Annotated in this window: 14 protein-coding genes; 6 read left to right on the top strand and 8 right to left on the bottom strand. The window is 58.5% G+C overall.

The annotated features are described in order from the left end of the window. Nucleotides 1–70: 70 nt before the first annotated feature. Together PW792_07890 and PW792_07895 are read left to right on the top strand one after the other, a co-directional pair. On the top strand, nt 71–1,657 hold the full coding sequence (locus PW792_07890) for a glycosyl hydrolase family 39 (GenBank protein MDE1161853.1): 1,587 nt from the start codon (nt 71–73) through the stop codon (nt 1,655–1,657). Nucleotides 1,658–1,696: 39 nt separating this feature from the next. After that, entirely contained in the window at nt 1,697–2,947 is a 1,251-nt protein-coding gene (locus tag PW792_07895; protein ID MDE1161854.1) for a glucoamylase family protein, read from the top strand. A gap of 122 nt (nt 2,948–3,069) precedes the next feature. Here PW792_07895 and PW792_07900 read toward each other — a convergent pair whose 3' ends face one another. The 8 genes from PW792_07900 to recN all read right to left on the bottom strand — a co-directional run bounded on the left by PW792_07900 (nt 3,070) and on the right by recN (nt 14,088). After that, a complete protein-coding gene (locus PW792_07900; protein MDE1161855.1) occupies nt 3,070–4,077 on the bottom strand; it encodes an NAD-dependent epimerase/dehydratase family protein in 1,008 nt (335 codons plus the stop codon). Between the two features lie 9 nt (nt 4,078–4,086). Next, complete coding sequence (locus PW792_07905) at nt 4,087–4,554, bottom strand: hypothetical protein (GenBank protein ID MDE1161856.1); 468 nt, start codon at nt 4,552–4,554, stop codon at nt 4,087–4,089. Nucleotides 4,555–4,637: 83 nt separating this feature from the next. Beyond that, nucleotides 4,638–5,795 (bottom strand): adenosyl-hopene transferase HpnH, encoded by a 1,158-nt coding sequence (gene hpnH, locus PW792_07910; protein MDE1161857.1) that lies wholly within the window; start codon nt 5,793–5,795, stop codon nt 4,638–4,640. 72 nt (nt 5,796–5,867) lie between these two features. Continuing rightward, nucleotides 5,868–6,560: a hypothetical protein gene (locus PW792_07915; protein ID MDE1161858.1), complete on the bottom strand. Its 693-nt coding sequence runs from the start codon at nt 6,558–6,560 to the stop codon at nt 5,868–5,870. A gap of 25 nt (nt 6,561–6,585) precedes the next feature. Then, a complete protein-coding gene (shc, locus tag PW792_07920; protein MDE1161859.1) occupies nt 6,586–8,577 on the bottom strand; it encodes a squalene--hopene cyclase in 1,992 nt (663 codons plus the stop codon). 75 nt (nt 8,578–8,652) lie between these two features. After that, nucleotides 8,653–9,669, bottom strand: coding sequence for a 4-hydroxy-3-methylbut-2-enyl diphosphate reductase (locus PW792_07925; protein MDE1161860.1), 1,017 nt, complete (start codon nt 9,667–9,669; stop codon nt 8,653–8,655). Nucleotides 9,670–9,822: 153 nt separating this feature from the next. Then, a complete protein-coding gene (locus tag PW792_07930) occupies nt 9,823–11,868 on the bottom strand; it encodes a hypothetical protein (GenBank protein MDE1161861.1) in 2,046 nt (681 codons plus the stop codon). Between the two features lie 531 nt (nt 11,869–12,399). Then, nucleotides 12,400–14,088, bottom strand: a complete 1,689-nt coding sequence (gene recN / locus PW792_07935; protein MDE1161862.1) for a DNA repair protein RecN — start codon at nt 14,086–14,088, stop codon at nt 12,400–12,402. A 115-nt stretch (nt 14,089–14,203) separates the two neighbouring features. Between recN and PW792_07940 the strand changes: the two genes are divergently transcribed. The 4 genes from PW792_07940 to PW792_07955 all read left to right on the top strand — a co-directional run bounded on the left by PW792_07940 (nt 14,204) and on the right by PW792_07955 (nt 17,652). After that, on the top strand, nt 14,204–15,004 hold the full coding sequence (locus PW792_07940) for a MotA/TolQ/ExbB proton channel family protein (GenBank protein MDE1161863.1): 801 nt from the start codon (nt 14,204–14,206) through the stop codon (nt 15,002–15,004). A 2-nt stretch (nt 15,005–15,006) separates the two neighbouring features. Then, complete coding sequence (locus tag PW792_07945) at nt 15,007–15,420, top strand: biopolymer transporter ExbD (GenBank protein MDE1161864.1); 414 nt, start codon at nt 15,007–15,009, stop codon at nt 15,418–15,420. A gap of 29 nt (nt 15,421–15,449) precedes the next feature. Then, entirely contained in the window at nt 15,450–16,232 is a 783-nt protein-coding gene (locus PW792_07950) for an energy transducer TonB (GenBank protein ID MDE1161865.1), read from the top strand. A gap of 67 nt (nt 16,233–16,299) precedes the next feature. Next, nucleotides 16,300–17,652, top strand: a complete 1,353-nt coding sequence (locus PW792_07955) for a translocation protein TolB (GenBank protein MDE1161866.1) — start codon at nt 16,300–16,302, stop codon at nt 17,650–17,652. Nucleotides 17,653–17,684: the final 32 nt, after the last annotated feature.

Genomic DNA, 17,684 nt, shown 5'->3' on the forward strand with positions numbered 1-17,684 from the left:
TGCCGGCAAATTCACTGCCGGCATGCTCTTTCCTTTTGTGCTCCTGTTGAACACTTCAGAGGTTTAGCCCATGCGCGCCCGCACCCTCGCTCTCTCGACCGCCGCTCTTGCCGGACTCCTTTTGTCCAACGCCCCACTTCGTGCTCAGCAAGCCGAAACCCTCACCATCGACGCGAAAGCCGCAACGACTCCCTTTCCCCATTTCTGGGAGCAGACCTTCGGCTCTGGTCGCGCCATCCTCTCCTTGCGTGACGACTACCGTCAGGACCTTCGCACCGTGAAGAGCGCGACCGACTTCAAGTCCGTCCGCTTCCACGGCATTCTCATGGATGAAGTCGGCATCTACGACCCTGACCGCCGCACCGTAGCCTTCGCGCAGATGAAAAACAGCGAAGCCGTCACCGACGGTACGGGCGAATATAACTTCTCGTATCTTGACCAGATCTACGACGGTCTCCTCGCGCAGAACGTTCGTCCGTTCGTCGAGTTGAGCTTCATGCCGCGCAAGCTCGCGGCTGACACGAGCAAGGTGCATCCCTTCTGGTATCACCCCTACGTCTCCCCGCCGAAGGACTACAAAGCCTGGGACAAGATGATTGCTGCGATGGCGCAGCATCTGGTCGACCGGTACGGCATCGACGAAGTTGCTACCTGGAAGTTCGAAGTCTGGAACGAACCCAACCTCGACTTCTGGGGTGGTGATCCGAAGCAGGCAACTTACTTCGAGCTCTACGACCACACCGCACGCGCCATCAAGTCCGTATCGCCGCGTCTTGTGATTGGCGGCCCTGCCACGGCGCAAGCCGCATGGGTCACGCCCTTCCTTGCCCATGTGAAGGCGGAGAATGTTCCTATCGACTTTGTCTCGACCCATGTCTATGCAAACGACACAGCAGACAACGTTCTGGGAACAAATGAAAATATCCCGCGCGACAAGATGGTCTGGCGTGCCGTCGAGATGGTCCACAAGCAGATTCTTGCTTCGCCTTATCCGAAGCTCCCGCTGATCTTCTCTGAGTACAACGCCAGTTATGCGAATGAGCCGAACGTCACGGACTCGCCTTACATCGGGCCGTGGCTTGCAAACACCATCCGCCAGGTCGACGGCCTTGTCGACAACATGGCGTACTGGTGCTTCTCGGATGTCTTCGAAGAAGGCGGTGTCGTTCGCACGCCCTTCTACGGCGGCTTTGGTCTGCTCGCTGCAGATAGCATCCCTAAGGCTTCGCTGAATGACTTCCGCATTCTCCATCGCCTCGGCGATCGCCGCATTGCGGTGGACTCGGAGTCTGCGCTTGCGACGACAACGAAGAACGAGCTTTCGATTGCGCTCTGGAACTACGCGCCTCCGGTCGGCACGGGAGCGAAATACACCATGCCCAAAGGTCCCGCTGGGCCAGATAAGGTATTCCATCTTGACCTGAAGAACTCTCCTTCGCGTGATGCGGAGCTCTGGCGCGTTGACTGGGACCACAGCAACGTCTTGAAAGAGTACGACGCGATGGGACGCCCGCAAGGCTCGCTGACGCGTGAGCAGATCACGCGCCTGCAGAAGGCTGGTGCACTCGCAGCTCCTGAGCATGTCCATCTCGACCATGGCAAGCTCGACGTCACTGTTCCCGCTCAGGGACTCGCTGTTCTTCTCTTCACCAAGTAAAAGGCGAAACAAGTGCAAAGAAGAAATCTTCTCCGACTTATGGCAGGCGCAGCGATTGCGCCTGTCATCCCTTCTCTTGCCTGGGCGGCACCAGCCTCCACGCTCAGCAAAGAGGACGATGCTTTCCTCGACGATATGCAGCGCCGCGGCCTTCGTTACTTCTGGGAGCAGGCCAGCCCGAAGACGGGTCAAGTGCTTGACCGCGCTCGCTGGGATAACAACACAGGCAAAATCGATTCGCGCCCCATGGCAAGCATCGCCTGCACAGGCTTCGCGCTTACCGCGTTCTGTATCGCCGATAAGCGTGGCTACATGCCCCGCGCACAGCTCGTCGAGCGTGTGCGCAATACGCTTCGCTTCCATGTAAACAAGATGGAGAACGTGCACGGCTTCTTCTCGCACTTCAATGATGTGGAGCTTGGCTATCCGTATCAAGGCAGCGAAATTTCGCCGATCGATACAACGCTGCTTCTCTGCGGTGTGCTCACGGCTCGCGAACACTTCAAAAGCGATGCAGAGATTCACCGCCTGGCCACCGAACTCTACTCACGCATCGAGTGGCCCTGGATGCTCAACGGTGGCACGACCTTCGCGATGGGCTATCGCAACAACCGCTTCATCGACTCGCGCTGGGACCACTTCTGCGAGCTCATGATGATGGTGCTGCTGGCCATCGGCTCACCCACGCATCCTGTTGAGCCCAGCGCATGGGACGCCTTCACGCGCCCCGTGATGAAGTTTGAGGATTACAGCTACATCTCCTCGCACGATCCTCTCTTCGTTCATCAGTACAGCCATGCGTACTTCGACTTCCGCAATAAGCGTGACAAGTACGCAAACTACTTCGAAAACTCGATCACCGCAACCAAGGCGCACGAGGCCTGGTGCCTCTCGCTCGGCAAGCCGTATTCGGAAGACTACTGGGGCATCTCGGCATCAGACTCAGCCAACGGATATCAAGCCTGGGGTGGCCCGCCGAAGCTCGGTACCGTTGATGGTTCGGTGGTGCCCTACGCCACGGCGGGCTCGCTTCCCTTCACGCCAGATGCTTGTATGCGTGTGCAGAAGTCGCTCAAGGCAAAGTACGGCAGCAAGGTTTATGGCCGTTACGGTTTCCGGGATGCTTTTCATCCGGACGCAAACTGGTACGACGCCGACGTGCTTGGCATTGACCTCGGCATTAGCGTTGTCATGGCTGAGAATCTTCGCAGCGGCTTTGTCTGGGACACGTTCATGAAGAACCCGGAAGTGAAGATCGCGATGAGCAAGGCAGGCTTCCGGCCCGAATAACTTCGTGCACTTTGCGTCTTAGACTTTGCGTACTTTGCGTTAGGGTTCTTCGCCTTTACAGGCAGCAGACTTCAACGCAAAGTACGCATCAATATCTGATGCTATGTCCGCGAGGTTCTTACTTAGGCCAGCGACTTCGGCGGAGCAGGTGCATAGCCATTCGCTACAAACCACTTGCAGGCGGCCTGCAGCGCATCATCCACAGGCATCACCCGAAGGCCGAGTTCACGCTCGGCCTTTGCCGCAGACGCGAACATCATCTTCTTGCCCATGCGCACTGCTTCCACCGTTGCTCGCGGCTCTTTACCGCGCAGCTTGCCCGTGAAGATCTCTTCAAAGAACGCGTACACCATCGCTACACTATGCGGCACCTTGTGCGATGGCGAAGGCAGACCGCTGATCGCAGCAAGCTTGTCCAGAATCTGCTTCAGCGTCAGGTTCTCTCCGCCAAGGATGTAGCGCTCGCCCGGGCGGCCCACGTTCAAAGCCGCAAGATGGATGCGAGCAATCTCTTCGACGTCGACAAGGTTCAAACCCGTCTCAACATAAGCCGGAAAATTACAATTCAGAAAGTCGACAAGGATGCGCCCGGTAGGCGTAGGTTTCACATCCATCGGCCCGATCGGGGTCGTCGGATTCAGGATCATGACATCCTGCCCTGCCTCCGCAGCCTTCAGCGCTTCCTGCTCGCCCAGCCACTTCGACCGCTTGTAATGCCCGATCATGTCAGCTTCGCTGACCGGCGTCGTCTCGTCCACAATGGTGCCGTCGGTCTTGAAGCCCATCGTCGCCACCGAACTCGTGTACACCACGCGACGCACGCCAGCTTCGCGTGAGAGACGCAGCAACTCACGCGTGCCGTCTACATTGGCTTTGTACATGTCCGCCGGATCAGGAACCCACAGGCGGTAATCCGCAGCAACGTGCAGCACCGCATCCACACCCTGCAATGCGGCTGCAAAGGACGAAGGATTCCGCAGGTCGCCTGTTACAAGCTCTGCACTCTTCGGTAAATTGGTCAGGATTGACGTTGGCCGTACGAGAAGCCGCAGCTCGAAGCCCTGCTCTGCCGCAAGCCGCGCCACATGGGAGCCGACGAAGCCTGTAGCTCCGGTGATGAAAAGCTTCATCGCAGTAGCCTAGTCCAGCTTCTCAGGCTCGATCTGAATGTTCGTCTCGCCCGCAGCCTTCTTCTCCCAGTACTTCTTTACCCAGGCTTCGAAGGTCCTGCCGGCAGCCGTATCGCGCCCGGAGAAGTTCAACGCTGCGATCTCCGAGTACGGAATCATCACACGCTGAATAGCCGTCGTCGTGGTGCCCTTTGCAGGTGTCGGCATAATCCGCACAACGGAGGTCTCGAGCGTAGTGCCCGTGCGACGGTCGTAGAGGTAACCCTCGACAACAGTGCCGTCCTTGCGCGTGATTGTCACATCGCCGCGATAATCAAATGCCTTCTCAAGCACTTCACGCACTTCCGACTCTGACGCCAGTGACGGGATCCAGCCTTCGAGGTTCTCGCGTTCGCGGCCGGCGATGACTTCGATGTCATCCTGCGACTGGTGCTGAAGCTGCTCGATCTTGAGGTGTTCCTGCTGGTCGGTCGCCATCGTCTTCCTTGCCTTCTTCTTCAAATGAAGAGCGCGAAACCGGCGGCCTCGCGCTCTGAAGTACTCTTTGCTACTAACGTGCTTTAGTCGCCCGAAACGGTCGACGTTTCCTGAATGCTCGTCTTCACCACGACGTTCGTGGTGTTGCCGTTAGCGATCTGCACCAGCGGACCATGCGTCTGTGCGGGCCACTCGTTCAGCAGCTTCATCGCATCGGCATCTTCGTAGGTCGGCTTGAACATGTAGCGCTTTGCGGTCTGGATAAAGCCCTTCAGCGAGCTGAAGTTGTAATCCACCGCCGAGGCTTCATGACCAGAGTGCACCATGCAGTTCGCGCAACGCGGGTTACCGCTCTTGGCGCCGTAGTTCTCCCACTCGGTCGCTTCCATCAACTCCTGGAAGGTGTCCGCGTAGCCGTCCTGCAGCAGGTAGCAAGGCTTCTGCCAGCCAAAAATCGAGTACGTCGGCATGCCCCACGGTGTGCACTCAAAGTTCTGTTTGCCCATCAGGAACTCGGAGAAGAGCGGATGTGTATTGAACTCCCAGCTCTTCTTGCGGTTCGAAAGGATAGCGCGGAACATACGACGCGACTTTGCCTTGCCCAGGAAGTGCTGCTGGTCGGGGGCCTTGTCGTACGTGTAGCCAGGCGAAACCATCATGCTCTCAACGCCAGCTTCCATGAGCTGGTCGAAGTGGCGGCGAACCGAGTTTGGGTCAGCGCCATCGAAGAGAGTCGTGTTCGTCGTGACGCGGAAGCCCGCATCCACAGCTGCACGAATGCCGCCCATTGCGATGTCGTAGCCACCCTCGCGGCAAACGCCGAAGTCGTGGTGCTCGCGTTCGCCATCGACGTGTACCGAGAACGACAGGTACTTCGAGGGCTTGAAGAGATGCAGCTTTTCCTTCAGCAGCAGCGCGTTCGTGCACATGTACACATACTTCTTGCGCGCTACCAGACCAGCGACGATCTCCGGCATCTGCGGATGCAGCAGCGGTTCTCCACCCGGGATGGAAACCATCGGGGTATCGCATTCTTCAGCAGCAGCCCAGCACTGTTCGGGCGTCAGCTCAGCCTTCAGAATGTGTGCCGGGTACTGGATCTTGCCGCAGCCTGCACACGCGAGGTTACAGCGGAACAGCGGTTCCAGCATCATCACCAACGGGTAACGCTTGCGGCCCTTCAGCTTTTGCTTCAGGACGTAGGACATTACGGTGAACGCTTGGGAAACGGGTACGGCCATGCGGTGGTTGCTCCTCTTACCAGTTTACTAGATGTGCAGCCCCTTCACGACGATGCAGGGGTATCTAGGGCACTACCATTTGTTGCGTTCAGCCTTCTGAACCATATCCACATCGCGCTCGCCCTGGAGAATCGCCGTCTCAGCCCCATGCGCACCTTCAGCCCAGGCATCGAAGTTCGCCACCTTGAATCGAGCGTCGACCAGCGCCTCGAGATACTGCTCAAGCTGCTCTGGCGTGGCCTGGACGGCAGCCGTGCCGCGAAAGCCATACTTGGCCTCGACTACCTCGATGCGTTGATCCGCATTATTCATCGGCCAATGCAGACTCTGCAGCGTATCGAGCACATCATTGCTTTCGCTGAAGGCCTGAATTTCTTCCTGCGACAGCACATGGACAAGCTGGCTATTCAGAGCAGCCTTCCACGTCGGATTGATGGGCTCATCCCAATCAGGCGTCGCCGGATGCGATGACGCCGGTAGCGGCTGCTTCGTCTTCAAAGACTGCTGAACCTGGGCAATACGTGCATCCAGCCAGACCAGCTTGCTTACACAAGAGCGGTGTACATTCTCGGAGTCAGCAATAGATTTTCTCGCATCGACATTGATGCCTTCGAGAAGTTCATGCCGCTGATGCCGGTGGTGAAACCACTCCACCGTCTGCTCAAGCCCCACAGCGATGATCAAACCCACAACGATCGTGGCGATATGGATGAAAAAATCGCGCCACGAGTGAACCGCGTGCTCAGGCGGGTGGACGTCTAGCATGGGAACTCCGTTCGCGAATCCATCGTTACGCTTCTGCAGCTTCCTTTTCCAGCGCCTTCTGATACGTCGTCAGCGCCAGCAGCGGGAAGTACTGCTTATAGAGGTGATAGCCGAGGTAAAACACCCGTGGGAAGCCCGTTCCGGTGTAGTACGACTCGCCCTTGCGGCCAGCAGCCAACTCTTCCCAGCTACCGTCCGTCTGCTGGCGATCAATCAACCAGCGGATGCCCTTGGCAACCGAATCGGATCGAGTATCACCGGCAGCGAGCAGGCCAAGCAGCGCCCAGGCAGTCTGCGACGGAGTCGAAGGACCTTCGCCGCGCTCATCAGGAGCATCGTACGTTCCGCACGTTTCACCCCAACCGCCATCGGTGTTCTGCACCATGCGAATCCATTCGGCAGCCTGCTGTACGGCGGGTTCGTACTGGTCGAACTCCATCGCCTGCAAGCCGCGAAGTACAAGGAACGTGCCGTAGAGGTAGTTGACTCCCCAGCGTCCATACCAGGCACCGTCGTAGGTTTGCTCCTTGAGAATGAACTGGATAGCGCGTTCCACACGCTTATCCCGACGCGTGAAGCCATACGCCGCCAGCATCTCAAGAATGCGCCCTGTGATGTCGACCGTTGGTGGGTCAAGCATCGCGTTATGATCTGCAAACGGGATGTAGTTGAAGATCGTCTTGGTGTTATCGCGATCGAAAGCAGCCCAGCCGCCTTCCTTGCACTGCATCGCCAGCACCCAGTTCAACGCACGCTGTTCCACCTCATGCTGATAACGCTCACGAGGGTTCGTGACTGCCTTCAGCGCGAGCAAAACTTCCCCAGTATCATCCACATCGGGGTAAAACTCATTGTTGAACTCGAAGTACCAGCCGCCCGGCTCGACGTTCTTGACCTTCTCCGCCCAGTCGCCCTTGTGCCGGACTTCTTTCGACAGCAGCCAATCCGCAGCCTTCAGCAAGCGCGGATCGTCCTTTGAAATCCCAGCCTCGCCAAGCGTCGACAGAACCTGGGCTGTATCCCAGACTGGCGAAAGGCACGGCTGCATACGGAACGTCGGCGTCGGGTAATCCGGTTGTCCTTCCGGGCAGTCAATCCCAAGCTTTTCAAACTCATCCATCGCCCGAATGACCTGCGGATCGTCCGGCGAGTAGCCGAGGTAGCGCAGAGCGACAATTGCATTCAGCATCGCTGGATAGATTGCGCCGAGTCCATCAGACATCTCGAAGCGGGCCAGCATCCACTCTTCGACCTTCTTCAGCGCACGATTGCGCAGCGGTCGAATGTGGAAGCGCTCGGCAAAGTGTGCCAGGCGGTCCCATGCCAGGAAGAAGTTCCGCCACGAAAAGAGCTTCTTGTCCCAGCGGAGATGAAGATTGGCATTCTTGCGGCCACCGACGAAGAGCTCATCAATGCTCTGCTCGTCCGGAATCTTCTTGAGCGGCTTCTTGGCGTAGAGCACGGTCAGCGGCACAAGAATGCCACGCGACCAGGAGCTCATCTCGTAAATATTGAAATAAAACCAGTTCGGGAACAGGATGATCTCTGGCGGAATCGCCGGAACCGCGTCATAGTCGTACTGTCCGAGCGCACACAGATAGATCTTGGTGAAGGTATTGCACTCCACCACGCCACCCAGCGACAGCACGTTCTCACGCGCCTTCTCCATCACGGGATGATCGACAGCCCATCCCATCAGCTTGAGGGCAAGGTAGCACTTTACGCCGTAGTTGACGTTCGACGGACCGCCCGGATACAGGCTCCATCCACCATCATCATTCTGGTGACGAAGAATCTCGTTGATGCAACGCTCCATCTTGCCGGGGTCACCCGTGCCAAGAAGCGTGTGCATGTAGATGTAATCGGCCTCGAGCATCGAATCTGCCTCGAGTTCACCGACCCAGTATCCTTCTTCATGTTGCTGACCCAGGAGCCACTCCGCAGAGCGGCGAATTCCTTCCGCAACTTTGTCGAGACCAAGGTCCATGCGGCCGAATTTTGGCTGTTTCGTGCTCATCCAATTCCTGTCTGATTGCGTAAAACCCATGCCCGGCAACGGACATGGGTCTCGAAGCTAATAAAACGACCGTCGCTAAACAGCGGCCTGCGGTTCAACCTTCGGGGCCGCCGCGATCGCCTGAACGATCTCCGGCGGAAGTCCGAAGCGAACGTTCTCCGGCATCACTTCTACTTCTTCCACGGAGTTGTAGCCCTTGTCCTGCAGGTAGCCGACAACTTCCTGTACAAGCACTTCGGGAGCCGAAGCACCTGCCGTAATCGCCACCGTCTGCTTGCCGTCCAGCCACTCGGGCTGGATGTCTTCTGCCTTGTCGATCAGGAAGCTCTTCGTTCCGAGATTCTCTGAAACTTCAACCAGGCGGTTCGAGTTCGACGAGTTACGTGAGCCAACCACCAGCACCAGATCGGCGCCATGAGCGACGTTCTTTACAGCTGTCTGGCGATTTTCCGTCGCGTAGCAGATGTCCTGCGCGTGCGGTCCGGCGATGTTCGGGAACTTCTTCTTCAGCGCGTCGATCATCGTCGCCGCTTCGTCGAGCGAGAGCGTCGTCTGGGTCAGGTAGGCGACCCGGTTTGGATCGGGAACAACCAGAGCGTCGACCTCTTCCGGGGTCGACACAACCTGCGTCACGTCCGGAGCCTCACCCTGCGTACCCTCGACCTCTTCGTGGTCGCGGTGGCCTACCAGCACGAGCGAGTAGCCCTGCTTGGCAAACTTGATCGCTTCGATGTGGACCTTGGTCACCAGCGGGCAGGTCGCATCGATCACCTTAAGACCGCGCTCCTTGGCGCGCTCGCGCACGGCCGGCGAAACGCCGTGTGCGGAGTAAATCACGCGCTTGCCTTCCGGCACTTCGTCCAGTTCGTTGACGAAGATCGCGCCCTTGGCGCGCAGGTCGTCCACGACATAGCGGTTATGTACGATCTCTTTACGCACGTAGATAGGGGCGCCGAATGTTTCCAGCGCAATCTTCACAATATCGACGGCACGGACGACACCTGCACAAAATCCACGGGGCTTTAGCAGCAGCACACGCTTGGTGTTGGCGAGGTTGTCATTGGGGGTGGCGGCGGTCGGTTCCAGGGTCACGGGGCTCACCCATCCAGTATACCGCCGCTGCCACAAATTTGTGGCACATATAGGACGAACCCCTCAAGGTTCCGAGTTGCCTCGAAATTCAATGGCATCAAAACGAAAGCGGCGATCCGAAGATCGCCACTTTCGTTGTATCTGACACAAGGTTTACGGCATGGTGCCGGGATGGCCGTAGGAGAGCTGCGACCAGGTGGGAGCAGCCGTTCCAATGACCTGAATCAACCCTGCTGCACCGCTGGCTCCGTAGCCAACCCAAAGAGTGCCGGCATCGTCGATGGCGATAGCATCCGGATCGGAAATGCTTGTAGCGCAAGTGGCGGCTGCACTAGCCAACTGGCAGGGGGCAAGGCTGAGGAAGTTTGCCGTGCCGTTCATCGTGGCATAGATGGTCACGCCAGAGGTCGTATCGTAACCATTCCATTCCACGCCTTGACCATCCACCTGATTCATCGTCGGATAGGCACCTGATGTAGCCAGGGACGTCGAAGAGGCGATACCCGTGACATAGCCATTGCTGTCGAATGAAGGTGTCAGCGTAGCAACCGCAGACTTCGCCGCAAATACTGGGCGATTAGAGCCGTCTACGGCCACTCCCTTCACGTAGTAGGTCGATCCGCTGGCAGGCGAAGGCAAGGTGAATTCGGTATAGGTGCCATAGCCTGTAGCAGCCTTAGGCAGATAAGCCGAAGTCGAGTTCGCGGTTGAGGTGCTTGAGTAGTACCCGATCCACAGATTCTGGTTCGAATCGAAAGCCATGCCTTCGACGTTCTGTTTCTGTATTCCCGACATGGTTGCCGGTGTGGCGGAGCCCGCTGGTGTCTGCCAAAGCTGGTAGTAGTTCGCGTTGGTGGTCGCGGATCCTATCCAGACATTGTTCGAACGGTCGACGGACAGAGCCCAGGCGTAATACGGGTACGGAGTTGAGGACTTGGAGATGTCCGTGCAGCTGCTGCCATCTGCCGTATTGAAGCAGTTGATATGCGCTGTCGCTACGGTGCTGCCATCGTTTGCCAGCCATACATGGCCCGCTGTATCCGTGGCAATGTGCTTGGCGTTGTAGAAGGTCGCAGCAGTCGAAGAAACCCAGTTCCCGGTGCCGCCTGCGGAGAGCGAAAATACGCGATTCGCTGTCCCTGAAGTTCCGAGAGTATCCGACGTGTAAACGGTTCCAGCCGCATCCAGAGAAACAGAGAAGACGCCGTTGAAGGTTGACGCCGTGCTTCCAACCGTCGAAGCGGGATACAGGATGCCCATCGAGAAATCCGTGGGTTTCTTGGTGAGTGCCGGGGCAAACCCTGCACCGACTGACGGTGTGAGCAAATAGATGTTTGCGACCGAACTGGTGTCATAGCCTGTCGGGTGCTTCGCCAGATTCACCATCGCCATCAACGTGTCCGTCGGTGCGGCGGGGATCCCGGTTGGCGTCGGGTAAGAGTCCGGCAAGGTCGTGTATCCGAAGAGCAGGCTGCAGGAGGTGGTGTCGCCCGTGGAGCTCAAGCCTGTGCTGTTTACGCAGGACTGGATAGCGTTTGCAAGCGTATTCACCAGCGCCGCAGGAACCGATGCGGACGCGTTTGCAGGCAGCGTGCTTCGAGCTGCGCCAGTCGGCATGGAACCGGTGAAGCTGATCATGTCGACTAGGTTCACGGCGTTCTGGAAAGCATGGGCAAGGCCTGCGCCGGTGCAGCTTGTCGTTACACCTGCAGTAAGGCTGCAGCTTCCCGTAGGATCATTGTTCGTCGTCGGCGCGTTAACCCAGACGCGCTGATCGCCATCACCCAGGTGGGACGGATCTTCCGAGATGAAGTTGGAAAGCGCATACGCCGTGGCGACCGTGCTGGCTTCACTCATGAAGATGCGTGTCGCGCTCTTCTGGGCGTCCGTGCTCAGGCTGGTGCAAGGTCCAAGAACAGCCATATGCACCGAGTTGACATTCGTTCCCGTCGCACCCGTGTTGCCGCCCGTAACCGTGATGTACGCGTACTGACCGCTTGTGCAGGTGTACGGGTAGTTCGTGTTGTCAAAGGAGAAACTACCCGACGCCGAGGTCGTTACGGTCTGTCCTGCCGAAAGCTCAATCGCCTGCGAACCGTAGGTTGCGCCGGAAGCGGTTGTATTCGTCTGCCAAAGTCGCACACGGCCACCGACAATCGGATTTGGGCCGCCGTGAATGACGCCCTGGACCGACGCCATAGACAGCTCAGGCGGTGCGGCCGACGTACCAAGACCACAACCGGTGAGAGCAAGTGCCGTAGCGCCAGATACGACGCACAAGAGCACACGAACAGACTGTTTATGCAAGGAGAAGAGCATAAGGGAGACGAACCTTCCTGGGGTACAGGGTGATTTGATATCGTTTTGCTTAAAGTTCCCCCAGCGTACCAGTTTGGGAATGTACTGTATATGGAAATCATGCTAGGTATTGATTTTTCCCAAAAGAAAGGCCGCCCAGGTGACTCCTGGGCGGCCTTTCTAATGTGAGAGATGAATCTAAATCTTTTCGCCGGAGCATCCTGCATGATGACAATCGCAAGAGAGCGAGGTCACGCTCTTGCTGTCTTCACACATCTGGGAGCAGTACTTGGACTCGCCTGTCACCGTACAAGAGCAGGCAGGATGGGCACATTTTTTCAGGCTATCTGACATCGTCACACTCTCCTCTTTCTTCAAGCAATAGGAGAGGAGTGCGGCGGTCAAGGGTTGCTTCACCGCTTCTGAAGCCTTCTAAGCTGACGCGTTCAGCATCTGTTCCGCGTGCGCTCGTGACGTCTCCGTCAGCTCTGCGCCAGAGAGCATTCGCGCAATCTCTTCAATACGTTCCGGTCGTTCGATACGACGAACGCCCGTATGTGTCCGGCCGCGGCGTGTCTCCTTTTCGATCAGGAAATGCTGATCGGCAAAGGCTGCGATCTGCGGCAGATGCGTAATGCAGAGCACTTGCTGCCCAGCCGCAAGCGTCTTCAGTTTCTGCCCAACGGCTTCTGCCGCTCGACCGCCGATACCGATGTCGATTTCGTCAAAGACCAGCGTACGCGGCAGCGGTGTGCGCCTCCGGCGTGCCGAAGCCGCGCCCTCTTCCACCGAAACCTTCAGCGCCAGCATCACGCGCGACATTTCACCACCCGAAGCGATCTCCGTAAGCGGCTTCAGAGGCTCGCCGGTATTGGTCGCAATCAGGCAGGAGATCGTATCCCAGCCCGTCGCGGCCCAGGCAGACTCCTGCGTATCCGATCGAATTTCGACGGCAAAGCGCACGCTCATTGCCAGATCGTTGATCTGCTTTTCCGCCAGACGAGCAAGCTTCTTCCCTGCTGCATTTCTCGTTTCGGTTAGAACGTCAGCCTGCTTGCGATAAGCGCCTGCCGCAGCCATCAACTCTTTTTCGAGCTCAATCAGGCGAGCATCGCGGTTCTCAAGATCAGAAAGCTTCTGCGCTACATCTTCGTAAAAAGCGATAACTTCTGCCAGCGTCGCTCCATACTTTCGCTTCAACCGATCCAGAGCGGCCAGCCGATCTTCAATCTCAGCCAGACGATCAGGCGATGCCGTGATGCTTCCAGCCAGATCACGCAGAGTCGTAGCCGCGTCTTCTACAGAGGCCTTGGCCGCCGCGAGTTGCTGAGAAATCTCCGTGAAGCGCGGATCGTAGCGAGAAAGATCATCAACGTGGCGCAACGCAGCGCCCAGCAGCGACTCCGCCGAAGTCTCCGCTTCGTACAGCAATTCCTGCGCGGCGTTCGCTCCAGTAAACAAACGTTCGGAGTTCGCCAGCACGCGCTTCTCTGTCTCCAGCAGCGCGTCTTCCTCCGCATCCGTGATCGCGGCCGCATAAATTTCACGCGCCTGGAAGCTCCACAGGTCGAGCAGACGCAAACGGTCCTGCTCGGCAGAGCGCAGTTCGTCAATCTGGTTCTGCAGCGTGCGCCAGCGCACGTAGGCCGCAGCGCACTCTTCCGTCGAAATACTGGCGTAGCGATCCAGCAACTGGCGCTGCTGCGCAGCATCAAAACTCGTCAACGTCTCTGATTGCGCATGAACCAGCGCGAGTTCCGGAGCAAGCTGTCGCAGCACCGCAACCGTAGCAGGCTGATTATTGATGAACACCCGCCCTTTACCGTTTGCGGCAATCTCGCGGCGCAGCAAAATCTCGCCGCCTTCGGGGTCTACCCCATTCGCTTCCAGAATCTCTTCTGCGCCGGGCGTCGCTTCAAAAACGCAGCCAACAACAGCTTTTTCAGCCCCATGACGCACCAGGTCGGAAGAAGCTTTGCCTCCCAGCAGCAGTGCCAGAGCGTCAATTAGGATCGACTTACCCGCACCGGTTTCGCCGGTCAACAGGTTTAGCCCCGGCCCGAACTCGGCGACCGCGTGGTCGATAACAGCGTAGTTTTCTGCGCGCAGTTCGAGCAGCATGTTGCGGAGAGAATAGCAGAGCAGGCGAAGGAAAGGCGTTACTTGCCGGCTCCCCTGTTGCTTCCTCATGCTCGCCTCGCTGCACTTCGGCGCGTCTCACGATAGACTGCGGAGGATGACTACAGCTGTGATTTCGTTGGCAACGATATGGCTTCAGGATGCGGTTGATCCGGCAACAGCGGCGCCCGTCGCTCCTCCGGTTTCCGCAGCGCACTCCAGCGCTCTGCTGGACATGATCCACAACAGCGGCCCCGTCGCGCTGACCGTGCTCCTGATTCTGCTCGTGATGAGCGTGTTTTCCTGGGCCGTCATGATCGCGAAGTGGCGTTCCTTCAAGGAAGCAGACGCGCAGAACAAGCGCTTCATCCGCGCCTTCCGCAAGAGCGGACGTCTGAGCGAGATTGCGGCAGTTGCTGACCAGTTCCGCCCCAGCCCCCTCGTGGCTGTCTTCCATGAGATCACCGACGAGTACCAGCGCCAGAGCGGAGGCCGTGGCACGCCACCGAATCCGCAGGCTCTCGAGCGTGCCGCGCAAACCGCGTCCAGCGAGTCGCTGACCACGATGGAGACGCGCATGACCTGGCTCGCCACCATTGCTCAGATCGCGCCCTTTGTCGGCCTCTTCGGCACAGTCATGGGCATCATTGACGCCTTCCACGGCCTCGGCACCGCTGGCGCAGCCACGCTGCGCGCTGTGGCCCCGGGCATCTCGGAAGCCCTCATTACCACCGCCGCTGGTCTTATCGTCGCGATCCCCGCTGTCATGGGCTACAACCAGCTCACGGCGCGTCTGCGCGAGTTCGGCGCACGCATGGACGACTTCGGTCGCGAGCTTCTCAACGCCATTGAGAACGCCGCCCTGACGTCTCCTCAATCCCTCGTGAACGAGCAGCGCGATGAGCGGAGGCCGTACTAACGATGGCCTTCACCGGAGCCAAAGGACGAACACAAACGGCGCTGGCGGATATCAACATCACTCCGCTCGTGGACGTGGTGCTGGTGCTTCTGCTGATCTTCATGGTCACCGCGCCCGTGCTGCAGTCAGGCGTGGACGTAGCTGTTCCACAGACGCGTACGGTGAACCAGCTCACGGAAGAGCATCAGGTAGTCACGATCGACAAGGACCAGAACGTCTTTCTCGACGACAAGCCGGTGAACATCCATGATCTGCCCACCCTGCTTCAAGCCAAAGGCAAAGCCGACGCCAAGCGTACGGTGTACGTCCGGGCCGATCAGAAGGTGCCGTTCGGAGCCTTTGCTTCTGTGATGGACGCGGTCAAGCAGGCTGGCATCAGCAACATCTCTATCGTGACTCGTCCCCTGGAGCGGTAAGCCTCGTAACGATGCCTTTGAACTCACTCATGAGCGAAAAACAGGAGGATCGCTTCGGCCAGAGCATGGCTGTTGCGGTCGGCTTGCATATTGCCCTGGCCGCCGGTCTCGTCGGCTTCGCTATCTGGGGACACATGCACCGCGATCCCTGGGGTGCGGACAAAGCCGAGGTTGGAGCCATTCAGGCTTCCATGGTTTCGGCGATTCCCTTGCCCGAAAAGGCCCAGCCGGTAAAAGACCAGGTGCTTGCTCCGGACGAAACAAGCACCGCGCCAACGCCTCCGCCGAAGGAAGCCACCGCGCCTCCGCCGAAGCCGACCGACGTTCTCGTGAAGGCCAAGGAGCCTCAGAAGAAGCCGACCAAGACCGGTCCCGTCGACACGCCCGCACCGCCCAAGCATCCCCAGCCCACTCCGGACGTTCCGAAGAAGGCCACGACCGGACAGGTCGCGACGCAGCTCGCGTCTTCAACCACTCCCGTGGGCAGCGGGTCCGCGACGGCCACCATTCTTGACCGCACCTTCGGAGCCCGCTACGCCTATTACGTCGGCATCGTGAGCCGAAAAATCGGCCAGAACTGGTACAAGGGCGAAGCAGACCCACGCTCCTCCACCGGCCGCCAGGTAACGATGGTCTTTGATATCGACCGCGACGGCACACCCTCCAACATTCGCGTCGAAATTTCGAGCGGCTCCCCCACGCTGGATATGTCCGCCAAACGCGCTCTGCAGCGCATCGACACCTTCGGCCCTCTGCCGGACGGCCGCAACTCCATCACCGTCGAAGACACCTTCATCTACGGCACACAGTAGGAATCAACTCAGGTAACCCTGCTCGCAAGGCGACGTTTTACACCGACGTGCGTCTACGATAGTGACGATGGCTCTCGACCTGCGACGACTTCGTGCCTTGCGTGTTTGCGGTGCAGCCCTGGCTGCGCTGGTGTGTTCCGTGTGCGTCTCCACAGCGAGCGCCCAGGACTGGTTCAAGATCAAACAGGACAACGGTGCGGGGACAATCCGTATCGCTGTTTCTGACTTCAAGGGTGCTGCCGATCCCCTGAAGCTTTCCTTCGATACGACGCTCTCAGCCGACCTTGCCAATGCTGGCATCTTCGATATCGTTTCGAAGACAATGAATCCGCAATCGACTCCCGGCCTTCCTGCAGAGATCAACCTCGCGCAGTGGTCCGCAGCGCCTACAAACGCTGCCATGGTGGCGTTCGGTAACCTCAGCGTTGTCGGCGGCAAGCTGACCGTGAACGGCTTCCTCTTTGACGCCAAGAACTCACAATTCCCGCAGGTCTTCGCCAAGCAGTATCACGAAGCCCCCACCGAAGACATGGCTCGCCAGATCGCGCATCGCTTTGCGGACGAGATCATCTTCCGTCTCGGCGGCGGCATCCCTGGTATCGCAGAGACCAAGATCTACTACGTAAAGATGATTGGCGGAGCCAAGGAAATCTGGGAGATGGACTATGACGGCGCAAACCAGCATGCGATCACGCATCTTGGAGCCATCAGCCTCTCTCCGCGCGTCTCGCCCGATAACTCCCGCGTAGCGTTCACCTCTCTCGGCCGCGACGGCTTCCAGATCAAGATGTTCTCCCTGCTGCTGGGTCGCATCGTCAACTTTGCGTCGGTTGGTGGAACCAACGTCTCACCGGCATGGGCACCAGGTGGTCAACAGCTTGCTTACTCTAGCTCTCGCACCGGCGATCCTGAAATCTGGGTCAGCGACCCGCAGGGCTCGCTGGCGCACAAGATCACCAGCTTCCGCGGCCCGGACGTCTCCCCAACCTGGAACCCTAAGACCGGCGCGCAGATCGCATGGATCAGCGGCCGCACCGGCCTGCCTCAGCTTTACATCATGGACTCCGACGGCTCCGGCGTTCAGCGCATGACCGATGGCGGTTACGCCACCTCTCCTAGCTGGTCGCCGAACGGACAGTTCGTGGCCTTCGCCTGGGATCGCAAGTACGGCCCTGGCGCCCCCGGCGGGCAGGACATTTATGTGATGGAGATCGCCACCAAGCGCTGGATTCAGCTCACGCATGACGGCGGTCGCTGCGACTTCCCTTCGTGGAGCCCCGATGGGCGCCACATTGTGTATGCCAACTCTTCCGATGGACGGGCGCAACATACGCGGATCATGAGCATGCTTGCCGACGGCACGGAAAAGCATGTGTTGACGGGAGCGGGCTCTGATATGCCGAACTGGAGCTGGCACTAGTGTCTGCTCTTCCACAGCTTTTCGACTAGACT

The organism is Acidobacteriaceae bacterium (genome assembly GCA_028283655.1).
Classification (GTDB): domain Bacteria; phylum Acidobacteriota; class Terriglobia; order Terriglobales; family Acidobacteriaceae; genus Granulicella.

What these genes read in the sequence shown, in the direction of transcription:
- PW792_07890 (MDE1161853.1), top strand. Translation starts at nt 71, where the DNA reads ATGCGCGCCCGCACCCTCGCTCTCTCGACCGCCGCTCTTGCCGGACTC.
- PW792_07895 (MDE1161854.1), top strand. Translation starts at nt 1,697, where the DNA reads ATGGCAGGCGCAGCGATTGCGCCTGTCATCCCTTCTCTTGCCTGGGCG.
- PW792_07900 (MDE1161855.1), bottom strand. Translation starts at nt 4,077, where the DNA reads ATGAAGCTTTTCATCACCGGAGCTACAGGCTTCGTCGGCTCCCATGTG.
- PW792_07905 (MDE1161856.1), bottom strand. Translation starts at nt 4,554, where the DNA reads ATGGCGACCGACCAGCAGGAACACCTCAAGATCGAGCAGCTTCAGCAC.
- hpnH (MDE1161857.1), bottom strand. Translation starts at nt 5,795, where the DNA reads ATGGCCGTACCCGTTTCCCAAGCGTTCACCGTAATGTCCTACGTCCTG.
- PW792_07915 (MDE1161858.1), bottom strand. Translation starts at nt 6,560, where the DNA reads ATGCTAGACGTCCACCCGCCTGAGCACGCGGTTCACTCGTGGCGCGAT.
- shc (MDE1161859.1), bottom strand. Translation starts at nt 8,577, where the DNA reads ATGAGCACGAAACAGCCAAAATTCGGCCGCATGGACCTTGGTCTCGAC.
- PW792_07930 (MDE1161861.1), bottom strand. Translation starts at nt 11,868, where the DNA reads ATGGCGTCGGTCCAGGGCGTCATTCACGGCGGCCCAAATCCGATTGTC.
- recN (MDE1161862.1), bottom strand. Translation starts at nt 14,088, where the DNA reads ATGCTGCTCGAACTGCGCGCAGAAAACTACGCTGTTATCGACCACGCG.
- PW792_07940 (MDE1161863.1), top strand. Translation starts at nt 14,204, where the DNA reads ATGACTACAGCTGTGATTTCGTTGGCAACGATATGGCTTCAGGATGCG.
- PW792_07945 (MDE1161864.1), top strand. Translation starts at nt 15,007, where the DNA reads ATGGCCTTCACCGGAGCCAAAGGACGAACACAAACGGCGCTGGCGGAT.
- PW792_07950 (MDE1161865.1), top strand. Translation starts at nt 15,450, where the DNA reads ATGAGCGAAAAACAGGAGGATCGCTTCGGCCAGAGCATGGCTGTTGCG.
- PW792_07955 (MDE1161866.1), top strand. Translation starts at nt 16,300, where the DNA reads ATGGCTCTCGACCTGCGACGACTTCGTGCCTTGCGTGTTTGCGGTGCA.